This is a genomic window from Rummeliibacillus sp. G93 (assembly GCF_023515935.1).
Taxonomy (GTDB): domain Bacteria; phylum Bacillota; class Bacilli; order Bacillales_A; family Planococcaceae; genus Rummeliibacillus; species Rummeliibacillus stabekisii.
Genome location: NZ_CP097314.1, coordinates 2,434,989 through 2,457,302, shown reverse-complemented (window position 1 = coordinate 2,457,302; position 22,314 = coordinate 2,434,989). Strand labels below are relative to the sequence as shown.

At 37.2% G+C, this 22,314-nt stretch carries 27 protein-coding genes; 18 read left to right on the top strand and 9 right to left on the bottom strand.

Annotation, left to right across the window (positions count from 1 at the left end):
* Positions 1-179: 179 nt before the first annotated feature.
* The 4 genes from M2M59_RS12355 to M2M59_RS12340 form a co-directional block, all read right to left on the bottom strand.
* The gene (locus M2M59_RS12355) at positions 180-695 is read right to left on the bottom strand and encodes an HTH-type transcriptional regulator Hpr (RefSeq protein ID WP_066789585.1); all 516 of its coding nucleotides are present in this window, start codon (positions 693-695) and stop codon (positions 180-182) included.
* Between the two features lie 117 nt (positions 696-812).
* Complete coding sequence (locus M2M59_RS12350; RefSeq protein WP_066789583.1) at positions 813-1,187, bottom strand: YtxH domain-containing protein; 375 nt, start codon at positions 1,185-1,187, stop codon at positions 813-815.
* Positions 1,188-1,334: 147 nt separating this feature from the next.
* Positions 1,335-1,676 carry a DUF3147 family protein gene (locus tag M2M59_RS12345; RefSeq protein ID WP_150285007.1) on the bottom strand — a complete coding sequence of 114 codons (342 nt, stop codon included), beginning with the start codon at positions 1,674-1,676 and terminating at the stop codon, positions 1,335-1,337.
* Complete coding sequence (locus M2M59_RS12340; protein ID WP_147196229.1) at positions 1,677-2,075, bottom strand: MarR family winged helix-turn-helix transcriptional regulator; 399 nt, start codon at positions 2,073-2,075, stop codon at positions 1,677-1,679.
* Positions 2,076-2,369: 294 nt separating this feature from the next.
* Here M2M59_RS12340 and M2M59_RS12335 point away from each other — a divergent pair, with 294 nt between their 5' ends.
* The 8 genes from M2M59_RS12335 (at position 2,370) to M2M59_RS12300 (ending at position 8,138) form a co-directional block, all read left to right on the top strand.
* Complete coding sequence (locus M2M59_RS12335) at positions 2,370-2,897, top strand: GNAT family N-acetyltransferase (protein ID WP_249774718.1); 528 nt, start codon at positions 2,370-2,372, stop codon at positions 2,895-2,897.
* A gap of 9 nt (positions 2,898-2,906) precedes the next feature.
* Complete coding sequence (locus M2M59_RS12330; protein ID WP_249774717.1) at positions 2,907-4,382, top strand: amidase family protein; 1,476 nt, start codon at positions 2,907-2,909, stop codon at positions 4,380-4,382.
* A gap of 112 nt (positions 4,383-4,494) precedes the next feature.
* Positions 4,495-5,013, top strand: coding sequence for an NUDIX hydrolase (locus tag M2M59_RS12325; RefSeq protein WP_147196235.1), 519 nt, complete (start codon positions 4,495-4,497; stop codon positions 5,011-5,013).
* Between the two features lie 41 nt (positions 5,014-5,054).
* Positions 5,055-6,359 carry an acyl-CoA thioesterase/bile acid-CoA:amino acid N-acyltransferase family protein gene (locus M2M59_RS12320; RefSeq protein ID WP_249774716.1) on the top strand — a complete coding sequence of 435 codons (1,305 nt, stop codon included), beginning with the start codon at positions 5,055-5,057 and terminating at the stop codon, positions 6,357-6,359.
* Between the two features lie 23 nt (positions 6,360-6,382).
* On the top strand, positions 6,383-6,661 hold the full coding sequence (locus M2M59_RS12315; RefSeq protein WP_147196239.1) for a YesK family protein: 279 nt from the start codon (positions 6,383-6,385) through the stop codon (positions 6,659-6,661).
* Positions 6,662-6,732: 71 nt separating this feature from the next.
* On the top strand, positions 6,733-7,137 hold the full coding sequence (locus M2M59_RS12310; RefSeq protein WP_147196241.1) for a VOC family protein: 405 nt from the start codon (positions 6,733-6,735) through the stop codon (positions 7,135-7,137).
* Positions 7,138-7,180: 43 nt separating this feature from the next.
* Complete coding sequence (locus M2M59_RS12305) at positions 7,181-7,630, top strand: NUDIX hydrolase (RefSeq protein ID WP_249774715.1); 450 nt, start codon at positions 7,181-7,183, stop codon at positions 7,628-7,630.
* Between the two features lie 37 nt (positions 7,631-7,667).
* Positions 7,668-8,138: a GNAT family N-acetyltransferase gene (locus tag M2M59_RS12300; protein ID WP_249774714.1), complete on the top strand. Its 471-nt coding sequence runs from the start codon at positions 7,668-7,670 to the stop codon at positions 8,136-8,138.
* Between the two features lie 93 nt (positions 8,139-8,231).
* On the opposite strand, the gene M2M59_RS12295 is transcribed toward M2M59_RS12300, so the two are convergent.
* Positions 8,232-8,384 (bottom strand): hypothetical protein, encoded by a 153-nt coding sequence (locus M2M59_RS12295; RefSeq protein ID WP_249774713.1) that lies wholly within the window; start codon positions 8,382-8,384, stop codon positions 8,232-8,234.
* A 195-nt stretch (positions 8,385-8,579) separates the two neighbouring features.
* On the opposite strand from M2M59_RS12295, the gene M2M59_RS12290 reads away from it, so the two are divergent.
* Positions 8,580-9,641, top strand: coding sequence for a DUF2332 domain-containing protein (locus M2M59_RS12290; RefSeq protein ID WP_249774712.1), 1,062 nt, complete (start codon positions 8,580-8,582; stop codon positions 9,639-9,641).
* 41 nt (positions 9,642-9,682) lie between these two features.
* On the opposite strand, the gene M2M59_RS12285 is transcribed toward M2M59_RS12290, so the two are convergent.
* Both M2M59_RS12285 and M2M59_RS12280 read right to left on the bottom strand, forming a co-directional pair.
* Entirely contained in the window at positions 9,683-10,210 is a 528-nt protein-coding gene (locus M2M59_RS12285; RefSeq protein WP_249774711.1) for a tryptophan transporter, read from the bottom strand.
* Between the two features lie 132 nt (positions 10,211-10,342).
* Positions 10,343-10,768, bottom strand: a complete 426-nt coding sequence (locus M2M59_RS12280; RefSeq protein ID WP_066789561.1) for an HIT family protein — start codon at positions 10,766-10,768, stop codon at positions 10,343-10,345.
* A 246-nt stretch (positions 10,769-11,014) separates the two neighbouring features.
* On the opposite strand from M2M59_RS12280, the gene M2M59_RS12275 reads away from it, so the two are divergent.
* Positions 11,015-11,755, top strand: coding sequence for an ABC transporter ATP-binding protein (locus tag M2M59_RS12275; protein ID WP_066789558.1), 741 nt, complete (start codon positions 11,015-11,017; stop codon positions 11,753-11,755).
* Complete coding sequence (locus M2M59_RS12270; protein WP_147196253.1) at positions 11,748-12,929, top strand: ABC transporter permease; 1,182 nt, start codon at positions 11,748-11,750, stop codon at positions 12,927-12,929. The genes M2M59_RS12275 and M2M59_RS12270 overlap by 8 nt, the downstream gene beginning before the upstream one ends.
* A gap of 58 nt (positions 12,930-12,987) precedes the next feature.
* Here the strand turns inward: M2M59_RS12270 and M2M59_RS12265 are convergent, their stop codons facing one another.
* Positions 12,988-13,515 carry an antibiotic biosynthesis monooxygenase family protein gene (locus M2M59_RS12265; RefSeq protein WP_249774710.1) on the bottom strand — a complete coding sequence of 176 codons (528 nt, stop codon included), beginning with the start codon at positions 13,513-13,515 and terminating at the stop codon, positions 12,988-12,990.
* A 340-nt stretch (positions 13,516-13,855) separates the two neighbouring features.
* Between M2M59_RS12265 and hemE the strand changes: the two genes are divergently transcribed.
* The 5 genes from hemE (at position 13,856) to M2M59_RS12240 (ending at position 20,073) form a co-directional block, all read left to right on the top strand.
* Entirely contained in the window at positions 13,856-14,917 is a 1,062-nt protein-coding gene (hemE, locus tag M2M59_RS12260; protein ID WP_066789551.1) for a uroporphyrinogen decarboxylase, read from the top strand.
* Positions 14,918-15,000: 83 nt separating this feature from the next.
* Positions 15,001-15,933, top strand: coding sequence for a ferrochelatase (hemH, locus tag M2M59_RS12255; protein ID WP_249774709.1), 933 nt, complete (start codon positions 15,001-15,003; stop codon positions 15,931-15,933).
* 74 nt (positions 15,934-16,007) lie between these two features.
* Positions 16,008-16,514, top strand: coding sequence for a FixH family protein (locus M2M59_RS12250; protein ID WP_249774708.1), 507 nt, complete (start codon positions 16,008-16,010; stop codon positions 16,512-16,514).
* A gap of 113 nt (positions 16,515-16,627) precedes the next feature.
* The gene (locus M2M59_RS12245; RefSeq protein WP_147196261.1) at positions 16,628-17,197 is read left to right on the top strand and encodes a TetR/AcrR family transcriptional regulator; all 570 of its coding nucleotides are present in this window, start codon (positions 16,628-16,630) and stop codon (positions 17,195-17,197) included.
* A 65-nt stretch (positions 17,198-17,262) separates the two neighbouring features.
* A complete protein-coding gene (locus M2M59_RS12240) occupies positions 17,263-20,073 on the top strand; it encodes a YhgE/Pip domain-containing protein (protein WP_249774707.1) in 2,811 nt (936 codons plus the stop codon).
* A 179-nt stretch (positions 20,074-20,252) separates the two neighbouring features.
* Here the strand turns inward: M2M59_RS12240 and yhfH are convergent, their stop codons facing one another.
* Positions 20,253-20,378, bottom strand: coding sequence for a protein YhfH (gene yhfH, locus M2M59_RS12235; protein ID WP_084246941.1), 126 nt, complete (start codon positions 20,376-20,378; stop codon positions 20,253-20,255).
* Between the two features lie 139 nt (positions 20,379-20,517).
* Between yhfH and M2M59_RS12230 the strand changes: the two genes are divergently transcribed.
* Both M2M59_RS12230 and M2M59_RS12225 read left to right on the top strand, forming a co-directional pair.
* A complete protein-coding gene (locus M2M59_RS12230) occupies positions 20,518-21,510 on the top strand; it encodes a lipoate--protein ligase (protein ID WP_147196265.1) in 993 nt (330 codons plus the stop codon).
* A 98-nt stretch (positions 21,511-21,608) separates the two neighbouring features.
* Positions 21,609-22,313, top strand: coding sequence for a response regulator transcription factor (locus M2M59_RS12225; RefSeq protein ID WP_066789539.1), 705 nt, complete (start codon positions 21,609-21,611; stop codon positions 22,311-22,313).
* The last annotated feature ends 1 nt before the right edge of the window (position 22,314 follow it).

The following is a 22,314-nucleotide window of genomic DNA, read 5'->3' as shown; positions in this document are numbered from 1 at the left end:
CATACAGTAAAGCTTTTTATATAGAAAATCAAGATGAATTTTTTACGTCTCAACATCGTCTACAATGCACAGGAATTTGGCATTAGAAAAAGTACATAAATCTACAAAATTCCACCATGTATTTCGAAAAAAATAAATCCAATATCATCCCAGTAAAAGGCATGATATTGGATATAAAGTCAATCTTCCATCTTCTTTAATGAAACTTCAAAAATCTCCATGAAATCATCGCCGTAGATATTACGAATGAGGGCGATTAATTCGAAAAATTGTGGAAATTCGCCATACAACTCTCTTAGAGGGATAGAACCATCGATCACAGTATGTCTCGAATGATTAAAGTTTCCATACAGTTCTAAAAGTAATTCGTGGCCTTTCTCGGTTAGTTCAACATATGTATTTCGTTTGTCATTATCGCGTTTTGAAAATGACAGCAAGCCGCGCTCTTCTAAATTTTTTGAAAAATTAAAAGCTGTCGAAACATGCATAACGCCGAACTTAGCAATATCCGAGATAGAAGCGCCTTTTAGATTGTTTGCAATAAGCAATACATGATGCTCGTTAATATTTAACCGGTAGGGCTTAATCCATGCTTGCCAATCCTTTTCCACGGCTTTCCAAAGAGCCTTGGATAATTGGGCAATACGTTGTGAATAAAGCATGGCTTCTTTAGCCGCGATCATTTCTTCAGACATAGCGATCACCACTTTCGTCATTTCTTCATATTATAGCATTTTCATAAGTAGTATAGAATGAAATTCGAAAATATTAAAGAAGGAAATTTTTTTGTAATACTATATTGCCCAAGTAAATTATTTCTTTTTGCGATTTTTAAATTCTTCCACTTGTTGTTGAATTTCTTCCACAGAGCTTTGTAACGATTTGATATCGCTTTGCAATTTGTTTTGAACAGGCGTTGTTTCTTGTTTCCATTCATTAACGGAAGATTTCACATCATCCACAAAGTGTGGAATAGTTGATTTTGATTCTTCTTTAATTGTTTTAATAGAGTCTGTCATATTTTGAACCTGAGTTTTTAGGTCTTGTAGTTGTGCATTCATTGAATCTTTTGTATCTGAAAGAGATTTGCGAAAGTCCTTCCCAGATTGAGGTGTTGTGAATAGCATTGCTGCTGCTCCTCCTAATAGGCCAGTAGTCATGCCAAGTAAGAAATTAGAGATTTTCATAGTATTCAGTCTCCTTTCATTATTATATTCATTTCCTTTATATACTATATTAAAACATGTTTTTAGAAAAATAAATTGTTATTTTTTTGGACTGCTAGGTAGAGAAAAAAGAATCAGGTCTTCATAGTTAACCTTTTCATATGCACACTATGAAATAAAAGCGCCTATGATAAATTTTTGCCCGATTAAAAATACGCCCCAAACAGCTATGCCTAATGATAATGCCAATGCAAGATGTAAAGAGTGTTTTAAGGAAATATATATGACAAACAGCATAATCGCAGTTGCCGGAAAACCTGCCAGAACACCGAGTGTAAATTTATTGATTGTATGCGTGGCTTCTCCTTGAATCGTTAGCCAAATAATACTTAATATACTGATCAATGGTAATGCAGCTACTATACCCCCGTATAAAGGGAATCGTCTTGCCAATTCTGTAACAACGCCAATAATGACTGCTGAACTTAAAATTTTTAGAAGTAAGTACATTTATTTGGATACCTCACTTAATAGTTGAAACGCTTCAACTATCTTATTTCTCTCATCGTTTGTTAATTTATTTAGTGCTTCTTGCAATTTTTCTTCGTCTAGCTCCGTGTTTTTTTTCAAAATAGCTTTACCTTTATCAGTTAAATGGAGATAGACTTTTCGTTGATCCTCAATGGATCTTTCTTTATGGATCCATCCATTATCTACTAACTTTTTCACATGCTCCGAAGCGGTATTATGTGAAATTGTCAGATGATCTGCAATATCACGGATTGTAACAAATTGTTTTTTCTCTACAATTTGCAAAATACGAACACTTCGGTGGGAAATAGCTTCCTCTTGGTTAGGGTGTAAATAGAAATAAATATTAGTAAAATATTTATTTATATCTTGAATCATATAAAATGCACTCCTTTTATATCGTTTATACAGATTATATCGTATTTATAGATATAATTGTAGTGTTTTAATATCCTTAATGTCAGAATTTCAATGAAAGGAATATAATTTGGAAAAAAATCCTATTAATTAGCAGGAGTTACATAGATTAAATGCGAATATTATATTTAGTAGATTTTGTCGATTTTTTTATTGTTAGGGGCTTTTTAGTGCAAATTGTAATCGAATGCTAGAAATCGGGAACAGCTTTTATTCAAAGGTCAGTCGTAATTCTATATGAATCGAGGTAGAGTCATGGAAATAAGAAGGGCACAATCGAATGATGCATCAGGAATTGCAAAAGTTCACGTGGATAGCTGGCGAACAACTTATAAAGACATTATTCCAGAGGACTTTTTAAATAATTTGTCGTATGCGAAACGTACTGAGTTATGGGAGAAAAACATTGCTAGTGAAGATAAGTATGCCATTGTTGCGGTCAATAATGAGGGTCAAATTGTTGGATTTGCGGACGGATGGAAGAGAGAAGACAACCTGGTGGAAAACGCATGTGATCTGACCTCCATTTATATCCTAGAGGAGTACCAAGGAAAAGGCATGGGGAAGTTGCTGATGAAGGAACTATTCAAACATTTTAACCAAATGGGTTATGAAAGAATTTTTGTAGAGGTCCTAGAAGAAAATAAGACTCGCCTATTTTATGAACATTATGGCGCTAGATTAATCAGAAAAGTCCAAATTCAAATTGGCGGGAAAATGTTGAATGAATTGATTTATGAATGGGAGAATGTCGATGAAGTGGTACAAAAACTTAGGGATTGAAGAACTAGCATGGATATAAGGTTTAAAAGTTTTTTAAAAGAAGAACTCACTATCAATGAAATTCAAGAAGCAATGAGTGAAGATAAAATAACTTCAAAAGAGCTCGTAATGTACTATTTATATCGAATAGCTAAGTATGACCAAAGCGGGCCAACCATCAATTCTATGCTTGAAATAAACCCAGAAGCCATATTTATAGCTGAAGCGTTAGATAATGAAAGAAAGCTAAAGGGTGCTAGGGGACCATTACATGGTATTCCAGTTGTCATCAAAGATAATATTGAAACAAAAGATTCCATGCATACGAGTGCAGGAACAATTGCCTTAGAAAATCATTTAGCTAGGCAGGATGCATTTCTGGTGAAGAAGCTCCGTGAAGCAGGTGCTGTTATTTTAGGTAAAACAAATATGACAGAGCTAGCCAATGCCGTGTCGAGTGATATGTGGGCAGGATACAGTTCAAGAGGGGGACAAACATTAAATCCTTATGGTGACCCCAAACTATTTGTTGGGGGATCTAGTTCAGGATCTGCAGTGGCAGTTGCCTCGAACTTTTCAGTGTTATCGGTAGGAACAGAAACTGATGCCTCCATCCTTAGCCCGGCTATTCAAAACTCAGTAGTTGGTATTAAACCAACTGTCGGTTTAATTAGTCGAAGTGGCATTATGCCTTTTACATACTCACAGGATACGGCGGGGCCATTCGCAAGAACTGTTACAGATGCGGCCATTTTACTTGGTACCTTAATAGGGACAGATGAAAATGATATTGCCACCTATAAAAGTGAAGGAAAATCACCACAAGATTATACAGGATGCTTAGATTCAAAAGGATTATTCGGTGCTAGAATCGGAATATTTAATAACATTTCTGAAAACTACAAAGAGTCAGAGGAATATGATGAACGATTATTTAATAATTCTATTCAGTTAATGATTGAACAAGGTGCTGAAATTATTGAGAATGTAGAAATTCCCTCTTTTTATAGAGAATGGAATTGGGGTGTCTCAATGTATGAATTAAAGCATAGTTTAAACAATTATCTCGCTAAATTACCAGCTTATATTCCTGTTCACTCAATATCTGAATTAATACAATTTAATAAGAGTATCAAAGAAAAAGCATTGAAATATGGTCAGGATAAATTGGAACAAAGAGAAGAAATCTCTAACACGTTAAGAAATCTTGAATATTTATTGTCGAAAATAGAAGATATATATTTTTCTCAAGAACAAGGAATTGACCATGCGTTGAAAAAATATGAATTGGATGCTATTGTCTTCCCTTCATATATTGGATCAACCATAAGTGCTAAAGCGGGTTATCCATCCATAGCTATACCTGCGGGATATATGGAAAGTGGAAGACCCTTTGGTATAACTTTTGCAGGTACAGCCTTTAGTGAAGATGTCTTAATCAAACTAGCTTTTGCTTTTGAACAAGCTGCTAAGTGCCGAAAGCCTCCGGAATTCTATAAAGTATGAAATGACTTCTCTTACAAATCAGACGTAAGAAGATTAATCTGAAAAGTCCAAAGGTATTTAATGGAGAACCTGTATAAACTTGTACCAATTACAATCGGACGGGGGAATCTGCATGGAAATGTGGGATGTTTACGACAAAGACAGAAAGCTGACAGGTAAACAGATGAGACGCGGTGATGCTTTTGAGCAGGGGGACTTTCATTTAGTTATACATGTGTGTCTTTTTAATCAGCAAGGTGAAATGCTGATTCAACAGCGGCAGCCGAATAAGGATCATTGGCAGAACATGTGGGATCTTACGGTGGGCGGCAGTGCATTAGCAGGAGAAACGAGCCAACAGGCTGCAGAAAGAGAAGTGGAAGAGGAGATTGGTCTTGTGCTTAATCTTCAAAAACTGCGACCTTCTGTAACAGTTAACTTTGAGTATGGATTTGATGATTACTATGTGAGTGAGATAGATGTAGACCTCCGGAAACTGCCACTGCCAACTGAAGAAGTAAGCCAAGTAAAGTGGGCAGCTAAAGACGCCATTTTTCATTTAATTTCGGAGGGCCAATTTATTCCATATCACGAGTCATTGATTTCATTATTATTTGATACGAGACATATGATAGGAGCACATAAAAACTAGTGGATCATGACGGCTAACGAAATTTACATAGGAGGAAAGCAATGAATCCAGTAATACATGTTGCACAAAATAGTCCATTACTAGATACATCTCTAGAAATCCAAATTTCAAACCTTCCACCCCATCAGGTTGTAACAGTCCAAGCAAAAATGCGGGATAACCTTGGAACTAGCTGGCAATCGTTTGCAGAATTAAAGTCTGATTCTAAAGGAGAAATTAACTTGGCGAAAGCACAGCCGCTATCAGGTACGTATTCTGCGTCTGATACTATGGGACTTTTTTGGTCAATGATTCCGCTGACTCATGAGCCAAAGAGAAAAACGCCTCTACAGCCATTGGAAACAAAAATAACGATCATGAAGGAACATGAAATCTTAGCCACTCATTCTGTTACGCGTCATGTAGTTTCTCCAGCAGTGGATAGAATTCCATTACGTGAACGAGGGCTGATTGGTACATTCTTTTGTCATTCAAAGAGCGGTCCACTCCCTACCATCATTGTATTAGGTGGATCAGAGGGTGGGTTGCGAGAAAGTAATGCCGCATTGTTAGCTTCCTATGGATTTAATACATTAGCTTTGGCGTATTTTGGTATGGAAGATTTACCAAAAGAGCTAATAGACATCCCTTTGGATTACATTGAGAAAGCCATTGATTGGTTGACTGATCATCCAAAGGTAGACGATACAAGAATTGGGTTAATGGGAACGTCTAGGGGTGGTGAACTAGCCCTGTTAAGTGCTTCCATTTTCCCGTCTATCAAGGCAGTTGTAGGCTTTGTGCCAAGTGGCGTTATTTATCCAGGGATCGGGCAATCAGCCATTGGAGTTCCTTCATGGCAATTTAAAGGGAAATCATTTCCCTTTGCTTATGGTGAGGTGCCAAAGGAAGTTGGCGAAGAAATTCAACAGGCAAAACAATCAGGAAAGCCTATATCATGGCGCAAAACCTACCACTTTTGGGCAGTAGGTGAGAAAGAGGCAGAAATAGAAGTAGAAAATATTAAGGGACCAGTTCTTTTGATTTCAGGTGGGGATGACCAGCTATGGCCTTCAGATGTGTTATCAGAAAAAGTGATAATCAGATTGAAAGAACACAATCATCCTTATGATTATGAGCATATCAATTATCCAGAAGCAGGACACTCTTTTGGCCCTCCTGGTTTACCAACCACTCAATTGGTTCTCCCTTATGGGAACGGAATGCAATTGTTGTTTGGCGGAAATCCAACAGATAATGCACATGCACAATTTGATGCGTGGCAAAGAGTAAAAGTGTTCTTTGATCAGCACTTAGCCAATTCCTCAATCTCTACGCTAGGTTCGTTTAACAGGATAACAGAATAGAATAATAATGGAGGTGATAAAAAATGAGTACATTAATGCTGGCGGGATGGACGCCTATTTTGGTTCTAGGGATTCTATTTCTTATGGTTGTTTACTTTATTGCCCACAAGGTATCTAGAAAAACTTTATATTCAGTGTCAATTATATTGAGTTTAATATGTATCGGTTTAGTAATTTATAGTATATATTTTGTTCGTGGGTGGGATGGATTGGGTTACTTATTTACTGCTGTAAGTATTCTTGCAGGAACATGGATCGGCACTCTAATGGGACTATTCAATACTAAGAAACAAGCGTATTAAATTATAAATAGACAGGGCTAATTTTTTAGCCCTTTCAGTCTTGATTAGACAAGAAAAAGGAGTAAGATTTCATGCTTAAACGTTATATACACCATTTGTGTATACAAACTAATACATATAAAGAAAGCTTAGAATTTTATACAAAGGCATTAGGGTTTGAAGTGGTTGAGGAAACACCAAAATTTCATGGACGAGCATTTAATACTTGGTTGAAGTTAGGTGACTTTTATATCGAATTACAAACAGGCAAGTTTGGTGAAAAGCTAGTCGAGGCAAATTCAAATAGTGAAGGACTAGTTCATTTCTGTTTATGGGTGGAAAACCTTCCACTAGAAGTCGAACGATTAAAAGAATTGAAATCCCATTTTATTTTGAAGGATGGAAAAATTATCTATCATGTCGAAAATGGATCCTTATGTAAGGTGAAAGCACCTGAAGGAACGATTGTGGAATTACGTACTAACAAAGGAATTTAAAGGTGAAGTGTTAAAACTAAAATATAAATGAGATGAGAAATATATGATTTTAGTTGTTAGTGTATCGATTACAAAAGATAAGGAATTATTAATGATTGAAGAAAAAAGAGATTCTGGAATCGTTAAATGGAATTTTCCATCGGGGAGAATAGAAAAAAATGAAGATATTATGGCCGCTGCCATTAGAGAAGTCAAAGAAGAAACGGGATTAGATGTAGAATTACTTCTTACAACTGGCGTTTATAACTTTACAAGTGATTCAAGTGATCAGGTTATTTTATTCCACTTTATAGGAGGAATTGTTAGCGGAGAAGTGAGCTTACGTGAAGAAGCGATTACTAATTATAAATGGGTCCATTCAAAGGACATTTTAGCTATGACTGATGGTTCATTAAGGAATGCGAAAGTGATCAGACAAATAACGAAGAATATAATCAATCGAAATTTTTATTCAACTGCTTTATTTAATAGAGACTTATTGAAACAGTCATAGTGAATGAAAGTTAATAAATTGATAAGTGGGTGATAGGATGGAGATCAGCCTAGTAAAGGCAAAAGATAATGATGCCCAAGCTATTTTAGATATGCAAGTAGCAGCATTTAAACCATTGGCTAGAGAAATACAAAGATATGAAATCAATCCAGCGAATGAAAGCATTGAAAAGGTATTAAAAAGAATTAATAGAGAGGATGGTAGCTTTTTTAATATCGAAGCTGGAAACAAGCTGGTAGGGGCTATATGTATTTCGTGGAAAGAGGAAACACAATTTTGGATTAGCCCTATGTTCATCTTACCTACATATCAAGGAAAAGGAATTGCTCAGAAGGTTATTCATTTAGTTGAAGAAATGTACCCTCAGGCTGTTAGTTGGGAGTTAGCAACGATAGTAGAGGAAAAGAGGAACTGTTACTTATACGAAAAGATGGGCTATAAGCAAACGGGGTTCAGCAAAAAAATAAATAATCAAACCACGCTAATTTATTATAAGAAAATGTGTTGAAACAAGCTGACCTGCTGGTAGGCACTTTATACATTAGCAGAACAATTTGAATTAAGACAGGCTTCTGCATTGATCATGTATAGAAGCGTGGTTCTAATCTTTTTTAAAGATAGAGTACCAAGGATTACCTATAAAAAATAAAGGAAAAGTAATTAAAATAAGTAAGTTACACCAGCTAAATCCATTTGCAAAAGCAATGATCATCACACCCAGGAAACCAGTTGTCTTTAAGCTGATTTTACCCATAAAATCCCTCCATTTATATTATTTAAACATGACGTTTTTATGATTTCAATATATTTGTAGTTTAGTAGTACAACTGTAAAAAAAGAGCTAGATGCTGAAATCTTTATGCACGAGTATTTAGGAACACTTGAATTATTAAGAAAAGGTAAGTAGCAGTGATTTGCAATATAACAGTCCGTTAAAGGAGGATTATTTATGCAAAATAACGATACGTTAAAAAGATTATCTCAAAGGTTTATTACATTCGCGGAAACAGAATGTAAGGACTCCAGTGAATTATATGAAACACTTTCATTGGCCATTGCAAATGATGATGAACTCCTAGAATTGTGTACAGTTGCGCGTAGTGGACAGCCTGTTCCTAATTTATTATTTGGAGCTGTCCATTATCTTTTATTAAAAGGAACCGAACATAAACTAAAAGAGTTTTATCCTAGCATTGTGGTTGAAGCGAAATTACCTAATGAAGCATTCGATTACTTTAAAGAGTTTTGTGTGCAACATAAAAATGACATTATTCATCTACTGCAGACGAAACTGGTTCAAACGAATGAAGTGCGAAGATGCGCTTATCTTTATCCTGTATTTAGCTTTATTTATGCAAAGTCACAAAAACCCTTAGCGCTTATTGAAATTGGTACAAGTGCCGGTTTGCAACTTCTCTGGGATCAGTATTCCTATTCCTATAAAGAAGATGAAGTTTTTGGAAATACAGAGTCAAGGTTACATATCACCTCAGTCTTAAAAGGCGAGATTGCTCCTCATGTTTCCTCAACACCGCCACCTGTGTCATCAAGAGTAGGAATTGATTTAAATACAGTCGATTTAATGGATGAGGAAGAATATATATGGCTGAAATCGCTCATATGGCCAGAGCACAAAGAAAGACTTGCGATGTTTGTGAGTGCTGCCAGTTATATTGAAGAATGTCCTGTTCTATTGGTGGAAGGGGATGGCGTTTCGTTATTGAGAGATCTTGTGAGCCAACTTCCAACAAATAGTACGGTCTGTTTATTTCATACACATGTAGCTAACCAAATGCCACAGGAGACAAAAGAACAACTTTTAAGTATTGTAAAATCCATTGGTCAGGAACGGGATGTTTTTCATATCTACAACAATATTCAAGACCGCAATTTACACCTCGATTACTACTTGAACGGAGTAGAACACCAACAGACAATCGCTGAAACAGAAGGACACGGCAAGTGGTTTAAATGGTTGCTGCAGGAAACTGAGACGACATCAAAACTATAATTCTTATAAAAAAGAGCTAACCCATTTAGGTTAGCTCTTTTTTATGCTTTCGTTATAGCTGTTATAAAATTAGATCGCTTCACTAAGTTCACGATAATTGGATAGATGATGATAAAAGCGATTATATTCATCGCTGTAGCCGGCAATACAACTGTTAGGAAAAGCAGTGTAAATGGAACCTTTGCACCTATAAGGAAAATAGCAGTGCTAAGGAACACGCTACCAGATACAATTGTGCCAACTCCCACTAGAATCGTTGATACAGGGAGCTTATGGGCTACCTTTTTCAGTAAAGCCACTGCCGCATAAATAATAAAGGCTGTGACAATTTTATCGATAATATTCGGTACAAAACCTCCAGGGAAAGTAGAAAATAACCCCGAAATGACACCTGTTGCAATGGCAAGCAGAAATACTTCTTTTGGACGGGGGAACAATAATATTCCGATTAACATCATTGTCAGCATGAAATCTGGCTTCATGCCTCCATTAAAGCCTGGAATCACCACATACAATGCGGCACCGATCCCTACAAGCAATGCCATTAACACAAGATTTTTTGTCTTCAACTCTCATCTCTCCTATTCTATTGACTAAACTCAACTCTCGTTCTCCTTTCGTATCCTCCTGATCGAAAGCGAAAACTTATATTGATTTTACAATTGCCATCGTTAAAAGGCAAGGGGGTATCCTTGAAAGATTTATTTATTCAAATTCGCGATTACTTCGTCTGCTAATGTTTTTAACATTTCTGGAGCAAACTCATCTTCTTTTGTAATCCAAGTTGTTTTAAATCCATCCGTTTCATCATATCTTGGTATAAAGTGCAGATGGAAATGGAAGACACTTTGACCGGCCGCTTCTTCGCAGTTGTTCAATAAATTCATCCCTGCAGGCTGGAAACTATCTTTGATAGCATTTGCTATACGCGGTGCTACTTTAAAAAGATTGGCTGCAGTTTCTTCAGACATTTCATAGACATTTTTCACATGTTCTTTTGGGATAAGCAATGTATGGCCTTTTGTTAATGGCATGATATCCATAAATGCATAGACATATTCGTCCTCATAAATCTTTGTACTTGGAATAGAGCCGTCAATGATTTTGCAAAATAAACAATCGCTCATAATAACACACCTTTCACTAATTTGCTTTTCATTTTACCATATTTGGAACTCTTATATAGAATGAAGTAAAATTGGGTTAGAGATCTTCCAGTGGGAAGAGAAGCGGCCGATAATTAGATTTGTCGCTCCGTAGAATGCGTTATTTAGATTGAAAATAGCAGCGTATTCGTTGAAAAGCCCTTAGTTTGTTCTATATAGATAGAAGAATTTTTGCTAAACTAGAAGAAGAATAGGAGTGACGTAGAAATGACGGTATTACAATTACAGTCAGTAACGGGCGGCTATACAAGAAAGCCTGTAATTCATGATTTATCTTTTGCAATTGAACCAGGAGAGTTAGTTGGATTGATCGGTCTTAATGGTGCGGGTAAAAGTACAACAATTAAGCATATTATTGGCTTGATGACGCCGCAAAAGGGTGAAATATTGCTTAATGGCGTTTCCATTAAGGATGATATAGAAACCTATCGTTCATCATTCTCCTATATTCCAGAAACCCCCGTTCTTTATGATGAGCTAACATTGAAAGAGCATCTTGAATTAACGGCAATGGCATACGGAATTGACGCTGAAACAAGGGACAAGCGTGTAGAACCGCTATTAAAAGAATTTAGAATGGAAAAAAGACTGAACTGGTTCCCATCTCATTTTTCAAAAGGGATGCGGCAAAAGGTGATGATAATGTGCGCCTTTTTAGTAGATCCATCACTATATATTATCGATGAGCCGTTTGTTGGCTTGGATCCATTAGCAATCCAATCATTGCTTGACCAAATGGACGAAAAGAAAAAAGAGGGAGCTTCTATTTTAATGTCTACGCATGTACTGGCGACTGCTGAGAAATATTGCGATAAGATTTTGTTGTTGCATAACGGCAATCTGCGGGCTCATGGCACAATGGATGATTTGCGCCAAGCATTCAATATGCCTCATGCTACGCTCGATGATTTATACATCGCGATGACAAAGGAGCAGCATTATGAATAATTTGCTTGATGTGTGGCGCGTGCGATTTGGCCATTATATGGGCGAAATCCAAAAATACATGCGATACGTTTTCACCGGACATTTGGCGATTGTCATAATGTTCGTTCTTGGAGCGGGTGGCTACAAATACAGTGAATGGCTTAAAACAGCTTCTAGCGATTTTCCTGCCATTTGGCTGACAGGTGCTATTATTGGTCTAGTGGTCGGTTTAAGCCGTCCAGTTACCTTAATACGAAAGCCTGATGAAGTCTATTTATTGCCACTTGAAACAAAGTTGCCTTTGTATTTTAAAAAGGCGCTCAAATATACGTTCAGTTCCCAAATAATCTTGGTGCTGGCTCTTTATCTAGTAACTTGGCCGATGCTGCGACAAGTGGCAGGATTAAAGCCATCTCTCATATTTGTTGGATTAGTAGTAGCACTCTTAATAAAATACTGGAATGTACACAGCGAGTTTATGTATAGATGGGCATACAAAGGCCATTATGCCTGGGTAGACCGTCTTGTACGCATGATTATTTCTGGTGTCCTCATCAGTTCGATTCTATCAGTGCAAATCATACCGATTGTTGTGCTGGTAGTGATTCTAGTAGTGTATCCAATTAACTGGCGTAACAAAATGAAAGAATTGCCATTCCCATATGAGCATTTTGTTAAATTGGAAGAAAATCGCATGATGGGTATCTATCGATTTGCCAATTATTTCACGGATGTACCACATATTCATGGCAGTATTAAACGTAGAGCATGGTTGGATTTCCTTTACGGGGTTATTCCTTATGCTAAAAAGAATACGCAGGAATATTTAGTTTTCCGTACATTTATTCGAACAGATGACCACTTTTATCTATGGGTAAGATTAACTGCGATAGCCGCTTTAGTAGCCGCATTTGTTCATATGCCGATTGTGATTGGCGTAATTGTTGGTGCAATGGCCTTCGCTACAGCTATTCAGCTGAAACAAGCGCTCACATCGTCTAACGATTTTCGAATGGACATGCTGTTTCCTTTACCAGACAATTCACGTCAATTAGCAAGCGTAAAAATTGTCCGTTATACCATCATTGTCCAAGGTCTCATTGTTGGGCTTGCGGGAATCATGACACCTTACTTCTATATTCAAGCATTGATTGTATGGGTTGTAGGGGAGATGACCCTTCGTTTGAGCAAGTAAATAGAATAAAAGAAGATGGAATGCCAGTTGGCTCTTTCCATCTTCTTTTTTATTATTATTATTCCTCTTCTTCTTCTAGTTTGGTTGTGGTGTATGTTTTTACGTATGGATGGCTGACAAAGATGTTACCTGTATCCACTCCATTGATATTCTTTTTGGGATGTTCGAAGGTTTCTTTGTAGGTTTGGCTTGCTTTCCACGCTTCAAATGAATGTGGACCATTCCAGACAGTCAATGAGATATAAGCTTCATCTTGGAAAGGACGTGGTCGTAATAGTCGATATGAAATAAAGCCTGGTTCCTGTTTCAGTTTTTCAATTACTTTTAAGAAGTTATCTTCAAATACAAGATGGCTTTCTTCTTTTACAGGAATATAGTTTAACGCGTAGAATCCATTTTGTTCGAGTTGACCTACTTGATGGACAATCTCGTAGCTTTTAGGCGTAGCGAAGACGCTTTTCTTCTCAGATTCATGAAGCAGGACAGTTTTGTCGGACCCATAAAGTAAAATCATATTTTCATTGCTATGCTTTTGTTGAATGCTTTCCATAAATTCTGGTGTGCCTGATGTTAAATATACGTACATAATTTATTCCTCCTAATGAAAGTAAAAAATAAGCGCTGGAGAAAACCTTTACTTTATTATATGTATTCCCTAATAGCTTTAAGTATAAACGTTTGCTAGGTGAGTTAATAATAGAAACAGTTACTAAAGGGTATAAGTGAGAAAGGACTGAAATGGAAGCCAAAGTTCACTAGACTATTGCTGATTGCAAGGCATTGTCAAAATAATGTCGCAAATTCCTACGTTTTTTTGACAAATTGCACGTTGAACTATACAAGTCTGAAATAAACGTCTATCATAAAATTGGATATGAATGTCGAGTCAAACTAATTTACTAATTGTGAAAGGAAGATTACTTGCCATGGGAACATTTAATGATACGCTCCTGCGCGCGGCGAGAGGAGAAAGAACGGCGTACACGCCAGTTTGGTATATGAGGCAAGCGGGTCGTTCGCAGCCGGAATATCGCAAAATTAAAGAAAAGTATTCACTAGAGGAGATTACTCACCAACCGGAGCTATGCGCTTATGTAACACGTTTGCCAGTGGAAAACTATAATGTAGACGCTGCCATTTTGTATAAAGATATTGTTACACCGCTTCCTGGAATGGGAATAGACGTGAAGATTAAAGAAGGAGTCGGACCGGTTATTACCAATCCAATCAGGACTGCAAACGATGTCAGCAAGCTGCAAGAGTTCCATCCTGAAGAACATGTACCATATGTGCTTGAAACGATTAAACTTTTAACAGAAGAACAGCTGGATGTTCCTTTAATTGGCTTTGCCGGTGCACCATTTACGTTAGCAAGCTACATGATTGAAGGGGGCCCTTCTAAAAACTATGCGTTAACAAAGTCCTTTATGGTATCAGAACCAAAAGCGTGGTTTGTCTTGATGGATAAATTGGCTGATATGATTGTTACTTATCTAAAAGCTCAAATCAAAGCAGGCGCGAAAGCGTTCCAAATTTTCGACTCCTGGGTAGGCGCATTAAGCCAACAAGATTATTCCATCTTCATCAAGCCTGTGATGGAAAAAATCTTTAACGAAATGAAAGACGAAGGTGTGCCAATGATTATGTTTGGTGTTGGTGCAAGCCACCTAGCTATGGAGTGGCATGACCTTCCAGTAGATGTAGTCGGTTTAGATTGGCGTTTGCCAATTAAAGAGGCACGCCAAATGGGCATTACTAAACCGGTACAAGGTAATTTAGATCCTACATTGCTATTAGCTGACTGGTCAGTACTAGAAAATCGTACGAAGGAAATTATTGACCAAGGATTACAAGTACCTGGGCATATCTTCAACTTAGGCCACGGTGTATTCCCATCTGTAAATCCGGACGTCTTAAAGCGTTTAACAGCGTTTATTCATGAATACAGCGCACAAATAGTAAAAGCAAACGCAAGCACTGCAAAATAACGTCTAAGCATTTAAAGGGAAAGAAAACTGTTATATCCCTTTATATTTGAGCATAAGAAAAATATAAATGAGGTGTCTTAACTATGAAAAAACAAATCGGACTTTTAGTAATGGCATATGGAACGCCAAATAGCGAAGAGGATTTAATTCCTTACTATACGCATATTCGTCACGGTCACCGTCCAAGCGATGAGCATATTGAAGACTTGCGTAGCCGTTATCAAGCAATCGGCGGCATCTCACCTTTAGCAGAAACAACAAGAAAACAAGGTAAAGCGTTAGAAGCACGCTTAAATGAGATCCAAGATGACGCAGAATTCAAATTGTATATCGGTCTAAAACATATTGCACCATTCATTGAAGATGCAGTAGAACAAATGCACAATGACGGCATTACAGAAGCTGTATCAATCGTACTTGCACCGCATTTTTCATCTTTCTCTACCAAGTCTTACAACTCAAGAGCTTTAGACAAAGCTGCTGAACTTGGCAATCTAACAATCCATACGATTGACAGCTGGTATAAAGAAGAAAAATTCCTGCAATATTGGACAGAAAAAATTAATGCAGAGTTCGATGCAATGTCTGATGAAGAACGTGAAACAGCATGCTTGATCGTTTGTGCACACTCACTTCCTGAAAAAATTATCGCAATGGGTGACCCATATGCAGATCAATTGCATGAAACAGCTGAAATTCTGCAACAACGGACTGGCGTGAAGAATATGGAATTTGGATGGCAATCAGCAGGCCAAACAAAAGATCCTTGGCTTGGACCTGATGTTCAAGATTTAACTCATGATTTATACAATAACAAAGGATACCGTTCATTTGTGTATACACCAGTTGGATTTGTAGCTGAACACTTAGAAGTGCTATATGACAATGACTATGAATGTAAAACAGTTTGCGAAGAATTAGGTGCTAACTATCATCGCCCTAAAATGCCAAACAACAACCCGTTATTCATTGACGCGTTAGCAGATGTTGTACAAAAAACATTGGCGAATGCCTAAACAACAACTTAACTCTATCTCTTAAGGGATAGAGTTTTTACTAAGAGAACACTCTTTCTAAAAGGAGATAAGAAATGAAAAAAGCTTTTATTAGTGTTGCTATCATTGCTGGTGTTCTAGCAGGATGCAATAATGCAGATACATCTAAGAATGATGATACCTCTAAAAATGCAAGCCAATCTGCTATAGAGGTGAAGGTGGATATCCAAACACCTGATCATGTAAAGGCGAAGAAAGATATAGAATTAGTGGCACACGTTACACAAGCGGATAAAGCTGTGGACGATGCAGACGAAGTGAAATTTGAAGTATGGGAATCAGGCCACCGTGATAAAAGTGAAATTTTAATGGGTGAACTCGATAAAGACGGTGTGTATAAAGCAACAACTAAATTTAGCCATGATGGTGTTTACTATATGTATGCACATACTACTGCACGCGGCCTGCATGTAATGCCAAAGAAAAAAATAACTGTAGGCAAACCAGACCTCAGCAAAGTCAAAGAAGATAAAGATGATGGAAAAATGGATATGAATATGATGGATATGGATCATTCTAAAAAGGATGAAGACGACCATTAATAGCTGAAAAAAATAGTTGCACATTCTAAAAATATGATGTAGTATTATTGACCAGATGACTGAAAATGTTTTCTGGTCAATTTTATTTTTGAGGGAAGTAGGTGAGAAACAAGATGGATCGTAAGCAAGAGATTCTAGAAGCGGCTTCCAAGTCTTTTTCACTGTTTGGGTACAAAGCGACTACAATGGAACAAGTCGCTAAATTAGCGAATGTTGGGAAAGGAACTATTTATACTTTCTTCGCCAATAAAGAAATCCTGCTTCAGGAAATTGTATTAAAAATGATACTAGAAATGAAAGCCGAAGTAGAGGTTGAAATAGATCCTACATTGCCTTTTAGAGATAATGCACACCGTGTATTGATGAAAATCCTGCAATTCCGTGAGGTACATCAACTTTATGCGAAGCTGGTAGAGGAAGAAAAAGAACTTCGAACACCAGCGGTTAAAATTATGCTCGAACGGGTAGAAAGTGAGATAGTATCCTATATTGCTGAAAAATTTGATATTGCGATAGGAAAAAAGGAATTGCGTGAATGTGATTCTGAGCTTGTTGCATATTTGTTATATAAAGCATATATTGCTTTTGTAGCCGACTGGGGTCAAACACATGAAAAAGAGTTAACCGAAGACCAAATCGCTTCATTGTTTCAAAACACTATTTTTCGTGGGCTTTTGCCCTAATTCTTTTTGAATAAAATTGACCAATTGAACAATTGGGTCAGTTGGTATTAAGGAGGACTAAAAGCGTGATTAAAGCAGAATGGAGTGCAATTTTTCATTCTAAAAAGGTTTTAGTTGCTATCATCGCCATTTTATTTGTTCCTATTATTTACGCGGGTACATATTTATGGGCATATTGGGATCCATACTCACACTTGGATGAGCTCCCAGTAGCTATTGTAAATGATGATACTGGAGCAAAATTGGATGGCAAAAAACAAAACCTAGGGAATGACCTTGTCGAAAGGTTAATCGACAGTAATAAATTTAAGTTTAAGGAAGTCTCCGATTCAGCCGGAAAAGATGGTTTGAAGAATCGCGATTATTATTTAGAAATTCTTATTCCAAAAGATTTCACTAAAAATGCAGGTTCTTTATTAGAAGATGATCCCGAACAAATGAAGATCATATACCGGCCAAATGAAGGGTATAACTTCTTGGGAAGCCAAATCGGGAATTCAGCAATCGAATTGGTTCGTAAAGAAGTCAATAAACAAGTATCAGCAACTTATGCAAAAACATTATTTGCTAATATAAAGAAAATGGGCAATGGATTTGGCGATGCAGCCGATGGTGCTGGCAAACTAGCAACAGGTGCCGGCAAGCTGGATAAAGGCGCAAATCAGCTCAATGAAGGTGTTCAATCTGCAAAAGAAGGCTCCACAAAACTGAATAACGGAGCACAATCAGCCAAAAATGGCGCCTACGACTTAAAAAATGGCGTGGATTCAGCAGCGAACGGTGCGAATAAGCTGAATGACGGTGCGAATTCAGCAGCCACTGGTGCAAAGGATTTAGAAAATGGCATAAACTCAGCAGCAGATGGCGCGAATAAATTAAATGATGGTGCGAATTCGGCAACCACTGGTGCAAAGGATTTAGAAAATGGTATTAACTCAGCAGCAGACGGTGCGAATAAGGTAAATGACGGTGCCCAATCCGCTATCAATGGCTCGAAAGAATTGCAGAATGGTATCAACTCAGCTAAGAGTGGTTCCACTCAATTGCAGACAGGTTCATCTGACTTGAAAAAAGGAACAGAGAGCCTTGTTTCAGGGTTAGAAGGCAATACAGCTAATATTCAGGCTTTAAATAAAGGCGCACAATTAGTAAATAACGGCGTGGCAACATTAAGCGGTAGCTTGTCTCAATTAGTGCCCGGAGCTGCGTATGTTTCAAACGGTGTGACAAAACTGGTGAATCTTATTGGTGAATTTCCTAATCAAGTCCAGTCATTAAAAACAGGTGTTGCAGATATAAATGGCAAAGCAACCAACCTGACAGCTAATAGCTCATCTTTATCTAACAATACGAAAAAGTTAATTGAACAAATTAATAATATGGATATTCCGGCAGAGCAAAAACAAGCATTGCTTCAGACCGCTAATGCAGTAGATAAAGATGCGACAACTGTGAATACAGGAGCTGGAGAACTGAGTAAAGTTACTTCACAAGTAAACCAAAGTGTAAGCAACATTAGTGCACCAAGTACGGGAGACGACTTATCTAAACTAAAACAAGGCGCAACAGATGTATCGAAAGGTCTAGATAAAATGAATCAATCTGTCTCTAATGAACTTGCCCCAGGAACAAAAGATTTGGCAGACGGCACAAGCCAGCTTGCAGACAAATGGAACAGTTCAATTGAGGGTGCGAAAAAATTAGATGCAGGTGCTGGTCAGTTAAACACAGGTATTTCTTCGCTTGATAATGGATTAGGCCAATTGCAAACAGGTTCAGGTAAATTAACTTCAGGTCTTGGTACACTAAGCAATGGCACAAACTCACTTGCAAATGGTATGGGTAAACTACAAAATGGTTCTACTCAATTAACGACAGGATTAGGTACATTAAGCAATGGTACCAAATCATTAGTTGGCGGTCTTGGTCAATTGCAAGCAGGTTCAGGTCAATTATCAACAGGATTAGGTACATTAAGTAACGGTACCAAATCATTAGTTGGCGGAATGGGTCAATTGCAAACAGGCTCAGGTCAGCTGGCAACAGGTTTAGATACATTAAGCAACGGTACCAAATCATTAGTCAGCGGATCAGCACAGCTATCTGATGGTTCTAGCCAGCTTGCATCAGGTGCAGGCGAATTGCAAGACGGTGCAGATAAACTGCAAGATAAACTAGCAGATGCCCATGACCAAGCTTCTAAAATTAAAGCAAATCAAAAAACGTATGATATGGTCGGGGAACCGGTCGAAGTAGAGAAACAAGAAGTAAATAAAGTACCAACCTATGGTACAGGTTTTGCTCCATTTATGCTTTCTCTCGGCTTATTCGTTGGAGCCCTCATGCTGTCGATTATTTATCCATTTGTAGACTCAGCAATCAGACCGAAAAACGGCTTTTCTTGGTTCTTAAGTAAAGTATCCGTTTTAGCTGTTGTTGGATTGATTCAATCGACTCTTGTTGTCATTATTGCTTTATTTTTCCTAAAAATAGAGGTAGTCAATGTACCAGCGTTTATATTCATGACTGTTTTGGCAAGCTACACATTCTTAGCACTAATTCAAATGCTTGTTTCCATCCTAGATAATCCAGGCCGTTTTATTGCGATCATAATCTTGGTATTGCAATTAACAACAAGTGCGGGTACGTTCCCATTAGAATTAGTGTCAAAACCATTACAAGTATTTAATAAATTCTTACCAATGACGTATTCAATCCAAGGGTTTAGAGCAGCAATCTCCACAGGCGATATGAGCTTCTTTGCCTTTAATGCAGTTGTATTAATTTCCTGCATGGTTGTATTCTTAATCATTACTTGCGGCTATTTCGTTTTACGTTACAAAAAACGTTTTTCAAGAGAAGCAGCAGCTGAATAATTAAAAGAAAAGACCAGAGAATTGTATTCTCTGGTCTTTTCTATGTATCTAATAGAAAAAGGATTGTGAATGAGATTCACAATCCTTTTTCTGCGATTTTGTTGTAAGCAAATGTTGTAAGCAAATTACTTATAGGTTCATTCTCTAAGGAATGAGCACAAGAGCAAGTAATATGGATGTTATAAGGTATTGCAATGTTCACAAGTGTTTGCATAGCACTCACTTTGTTCATCGATTTTTTCGCCACATTCTACACAGTGTTTATCAGGTAAGTTTTTGAAAAATTCTACAACGTTTTCTAACATTGAATTCTCCTCCTTAACATATCTGTTATATTACTGCTTTGTTATAATGTATTGTATTATAACAGGTGGAGAAATGTCAATACAAAAACCCAAATATATTGTAAAATAAACGTAGTATTGTAACTGAGGAGTGTATTCAATGTATTTTATAGATAATAAAGGAATCACAGATCCACGTATTAATTTGGCTATTGAAGAATATGCACTGAAAACGTTAAATGTGGAAGACGAATCTTATTTGCTTTTTTATATAAATCAACCATCTATCATTATTGGAAGAAATCAAAACACAATTGAAGAAATTAATACAGATTACGTGGAAGATCAGAATATTATTGTTGTGAGACGCTTATCAGGCGGCGGCGCAGTCTATCATGATCTGGGCAATTTAAATTACAGCTTTATCACAAAAGATGATGGCGAATCATTCCAAAACTTTAAGAAGTTTACGCAGCCTGTTGTGGATGCGATGAAAAACCTAGGTATCCAATCGGAGCTGTCTGGCCGCAATGATATCCTGGCTGAAGGACGCAAAATTTCAGGGAACGCTATGTTTTCTACAAAAGGCCGCCTATTTAGCCATGGTACTCTTTTGTTTGATACAAATATTGATGAAGTCGTAAATGCATTAAAAGTGAGAAAAGAAAAAATTGAATCAAAAGGGATCAAATCTGTCCGTTCTCGTGTAGCTAATATTGTGGACTTTATGGACAAACCAATCACAGTTGAAGAGTTCCGAATGGAAATCTTAAAATCGATATTTGGCGGAGAAGAAAATATTCAATACTATGAATTCACCGATGAAGATTGGGCAAACATTCATAAACTATCAGAGGAGCGATATCAACAGTGGGATTGGAACTATGGCCAATCACCGAAATTCAATATTCAACGCTCTAGTAAATTCCCATCCGGTTTTATTGACTTGCGCTTAGAAGTCAACAAAGGCTTGATGGAGGATGTGCATATCTTTGGCGATTTCTTTGGCGTAGGGGAAATGAAAGATATCGAAGAAGCTTTAAAAGGAAAAAGATATAGCTTAGATGCAATAGGAGAAGCTCTTGAAGGAATCGACATCCCGACTTATTTTGGCGGTGTATCGAAAGAAGAATTCCTAAAGCTTATATACTAAACGAACAAAAAAGTTGTTTCTGTACAGGCAGTCACACTAATCGGCTGTCTGTGTAGGAATCCAATAGAAACGAACACTTATTGAAAGGGGGGAGTTTAATGGCTACACATCGGATCCTTATTGTAGAAGATGATTTAAAAATAGCATCTCTGTTGGCGGAAACGCTCAGAAGGTATCATTATGATGTAAAGGCAGTAGAATCCTTTGAAAACATTTTGGAAGAGTTTCAAATGTTCAGCCCTCATATTGTCCTGTTAGATATCAATTTGCCTTCATATGACGGTTATTATTGGTGTCGCCAGTTAAGACAAGTGACTACATGCCCCATTATATTTATTTCGGCTCGCTCAGGCGAAATGGATCAAATCTTTGCATTGGAGAATGGCGGAGATGATTTTATAACAAAGCCATTTAATTACGAAATTGTTCTAGCTAAGATTAAAAGCCATTTAAGAAGAACATACGGGGAATATGCGGCAACCCAAAAAGAAAGAGTCATTAAACTTGGGCAATTTCAGCTTTATATAGAAAGAATGGAGCTCCACAGTAAGAACGAAATTATACCTCTGCAGAAAAAAGAATGTGTCATTCTGGAATTATTAATGGGCTCGACTCCAAAAGTCGTGACGCGTGAACAGCTTTTAGAAGAGCTATGGGATGATCAATCATTTGTAGATGAGAATACGCTTAATGTGAATATGGCTCGCGTACGAAAAAAACTCTCCGATTACTCCATCCAATCTTCTATCGAAACAGTTCGGGGCGCTGGTTATCGATTTGTATTATGTGAAGAGGAACAATAAC

Excerpts from the sequence above, each read along its gene's own strand:
- M2M59_RS12330 (WP_249774717.1), top strand. The coding sequence starts at position 2,907 with ATGGATATAAGGTTTAAAAGTTTTTTAAAAGAAGAACTCACTATCAAT.
- M2M59_RS12325 (WP_147196235.1), top strand. The coding sequence starts at position 4,495 with ATGGAAATGTGGGATGTTTACGACAAAGACAGAAAGCTGACAGGTAAA.
- M2M59_RS12265 (WP_249774710.1), bottom strand. The coding sequence starts at position 13,515 with ATGTACGTATATTTAACATCAGGCACACCAGAATTTATGGAAAGCATT.
- M2M59_RS12350 (WP_066789583.1), bottom strand. The coding sequence starts at position 1,187 with ATGAAAATCTCTAATTTCTTACTTGGCATGACTACTGGCCTATTAGGA.
- M2M59_RS12300 (WP_249774714.1), top strand. The coding sequence starts at position 7,668 with ATGGAGATCAGCCTAGTAAAGGCAAAAGATAATGATGCCCAAGCTATT.
- yhfH (WP_084246941.1), bottom strand. The coding sequence starts at position 20,378 with ATGTTAGAAAACGTTGTAGAATTTTTCAAAAACTTACCTGATAAACAC.
- M2M59_RS12345 (WP_150285007.1), bottom strand. The coding sequence starts at position 1,676 with ATGTACTTACTTCTAAAAATTTTAAGTTCAGCAGTCATTATTGGCGTT.
- M2M59_RS12245 (WP_147196261.1), top strand. The coding sequence starts at position 16,628 with ATGGATCGTAAGCAAGAGATTCTAGAAGCGGCTTCCAAGTCTTTTTCA.
- M2M59_RS12320 (WP_249774716.1), top strand. The coding sequence starts at position 5,055 with ATGAATCCAGTAATACATGTTGCACAAAATAGTCCATTACTAGATACA.
- M2M59_RS12230 (WP_147196265.1), top strand. The coding sequence starts at position 20,518 with ATGTATTTTATAGATAATAAAGGAATCACAGATCCACGTATTAATTTG.
- hemE (WP_066789551.1), top strand. The coding sequence starts at position 13,856 with ATGGGAACATTTAATGATACGCTCCTGCGCGCGGCGAGAGGAGAAAGA.
- M2M59_RS12305 (WP_249774715.1), top strand. The coding sequence starts at position 7,181 with ATGATTTTAGTTGTTAGTGTATCGATTACAAAAGATAAGGAATTATTA.
- M2M59_RS12335 (WP_249774718.1), top strand. The coding sequence starts at position 2,370 with ATGGAAATAAGAAGGGCACAATCGAATGATGCATCAGGAATTGCAAAA.
- M2M59_RS12290 (WP_249774712.1), top strand. The coding sequence starts at position 8,580 with ATGCAAAATAACGATACGTTAAAAAGATTATCTCAAAGGTTTATTACA.
- M2M59_RS12280 (WP_066789561.1), bottom strand. The coding sequence starts at position 10,768 with ATGAGCGATTGTTTATTTTGCAAAATCATTGACGGCTCTATTCCAAGT.
- M2M59_RS12310 (WP_147196241.1), top strand. The coding sequence starts at position 6,733 with ATGCTTAAACGTTATATACACCATTTGTGTATACAAACTAATACATAT.
- M2M59_RS12275 (WP_066789558.1), top strand. The coding sequence starts at position 11,015 with ATGACGGTATTACAATTACAGTCAGTAACGGGCGGCTATACAAGAAAG.
- M2M59_RS12250 (WP_249774708.1), top strand. The coding sequence starts at position 16,008 with ATGAAAAAAGCTTTTATTAGTGTTGCTATCATTGCTGGTGTTCTAGCA.
- M2M59_RS12355 (WP_066789585.1), bottom strand. The coding sequence starts at position 695 with ATGTCTGAAGAAATGATCGCGGCTAAAGAAGCCATGCTTTATTCACAA.
- M2M59_RS12295 (WP_249774713.1), bottom strand. The coding sequence starts at position 8,384 with ATGGGTAAAATCAGCTTAAAGACAACTGGTTTCCTGGGTGTGATGATC.
- M2M59_RS12340 (WP_147196229.1), bottom strand. The coding sequence starts at position 2,075 with ATGATTCAAGATATAAATAAATATTTTACTAATATTTATTTCTATTTA.
- M2M59_RS12225 (WP_066789539.1), top strand. The coding sequence starts at position 21,609 with ATGGCTACACATCGGATCCTTATTGTAGAAGATGATTTAAAAATAGCA.
- hemH (WP_249774709.1), top strand. The coding sequence starts at position 15,001 with ATGAAAAAACAAATCGGACTTTTAGTAATGGCATATGGAACGCCAAAT.
- M2M59_RS12270 (WP_147196253.1), top strand. The coding sequence starts at position 11,748 with ATGAATAATTTGCTTGATGTGTGGCGCGTGCGATTTGGCCATTATATG.
- M2M59_RS12315 (WP_147196239.1), top strand. The coding sequence starts at position 6,383 with ATGAGTACATTAATGCTGGCGGGATGGACGCCTATTTTGGTTCTAGGG.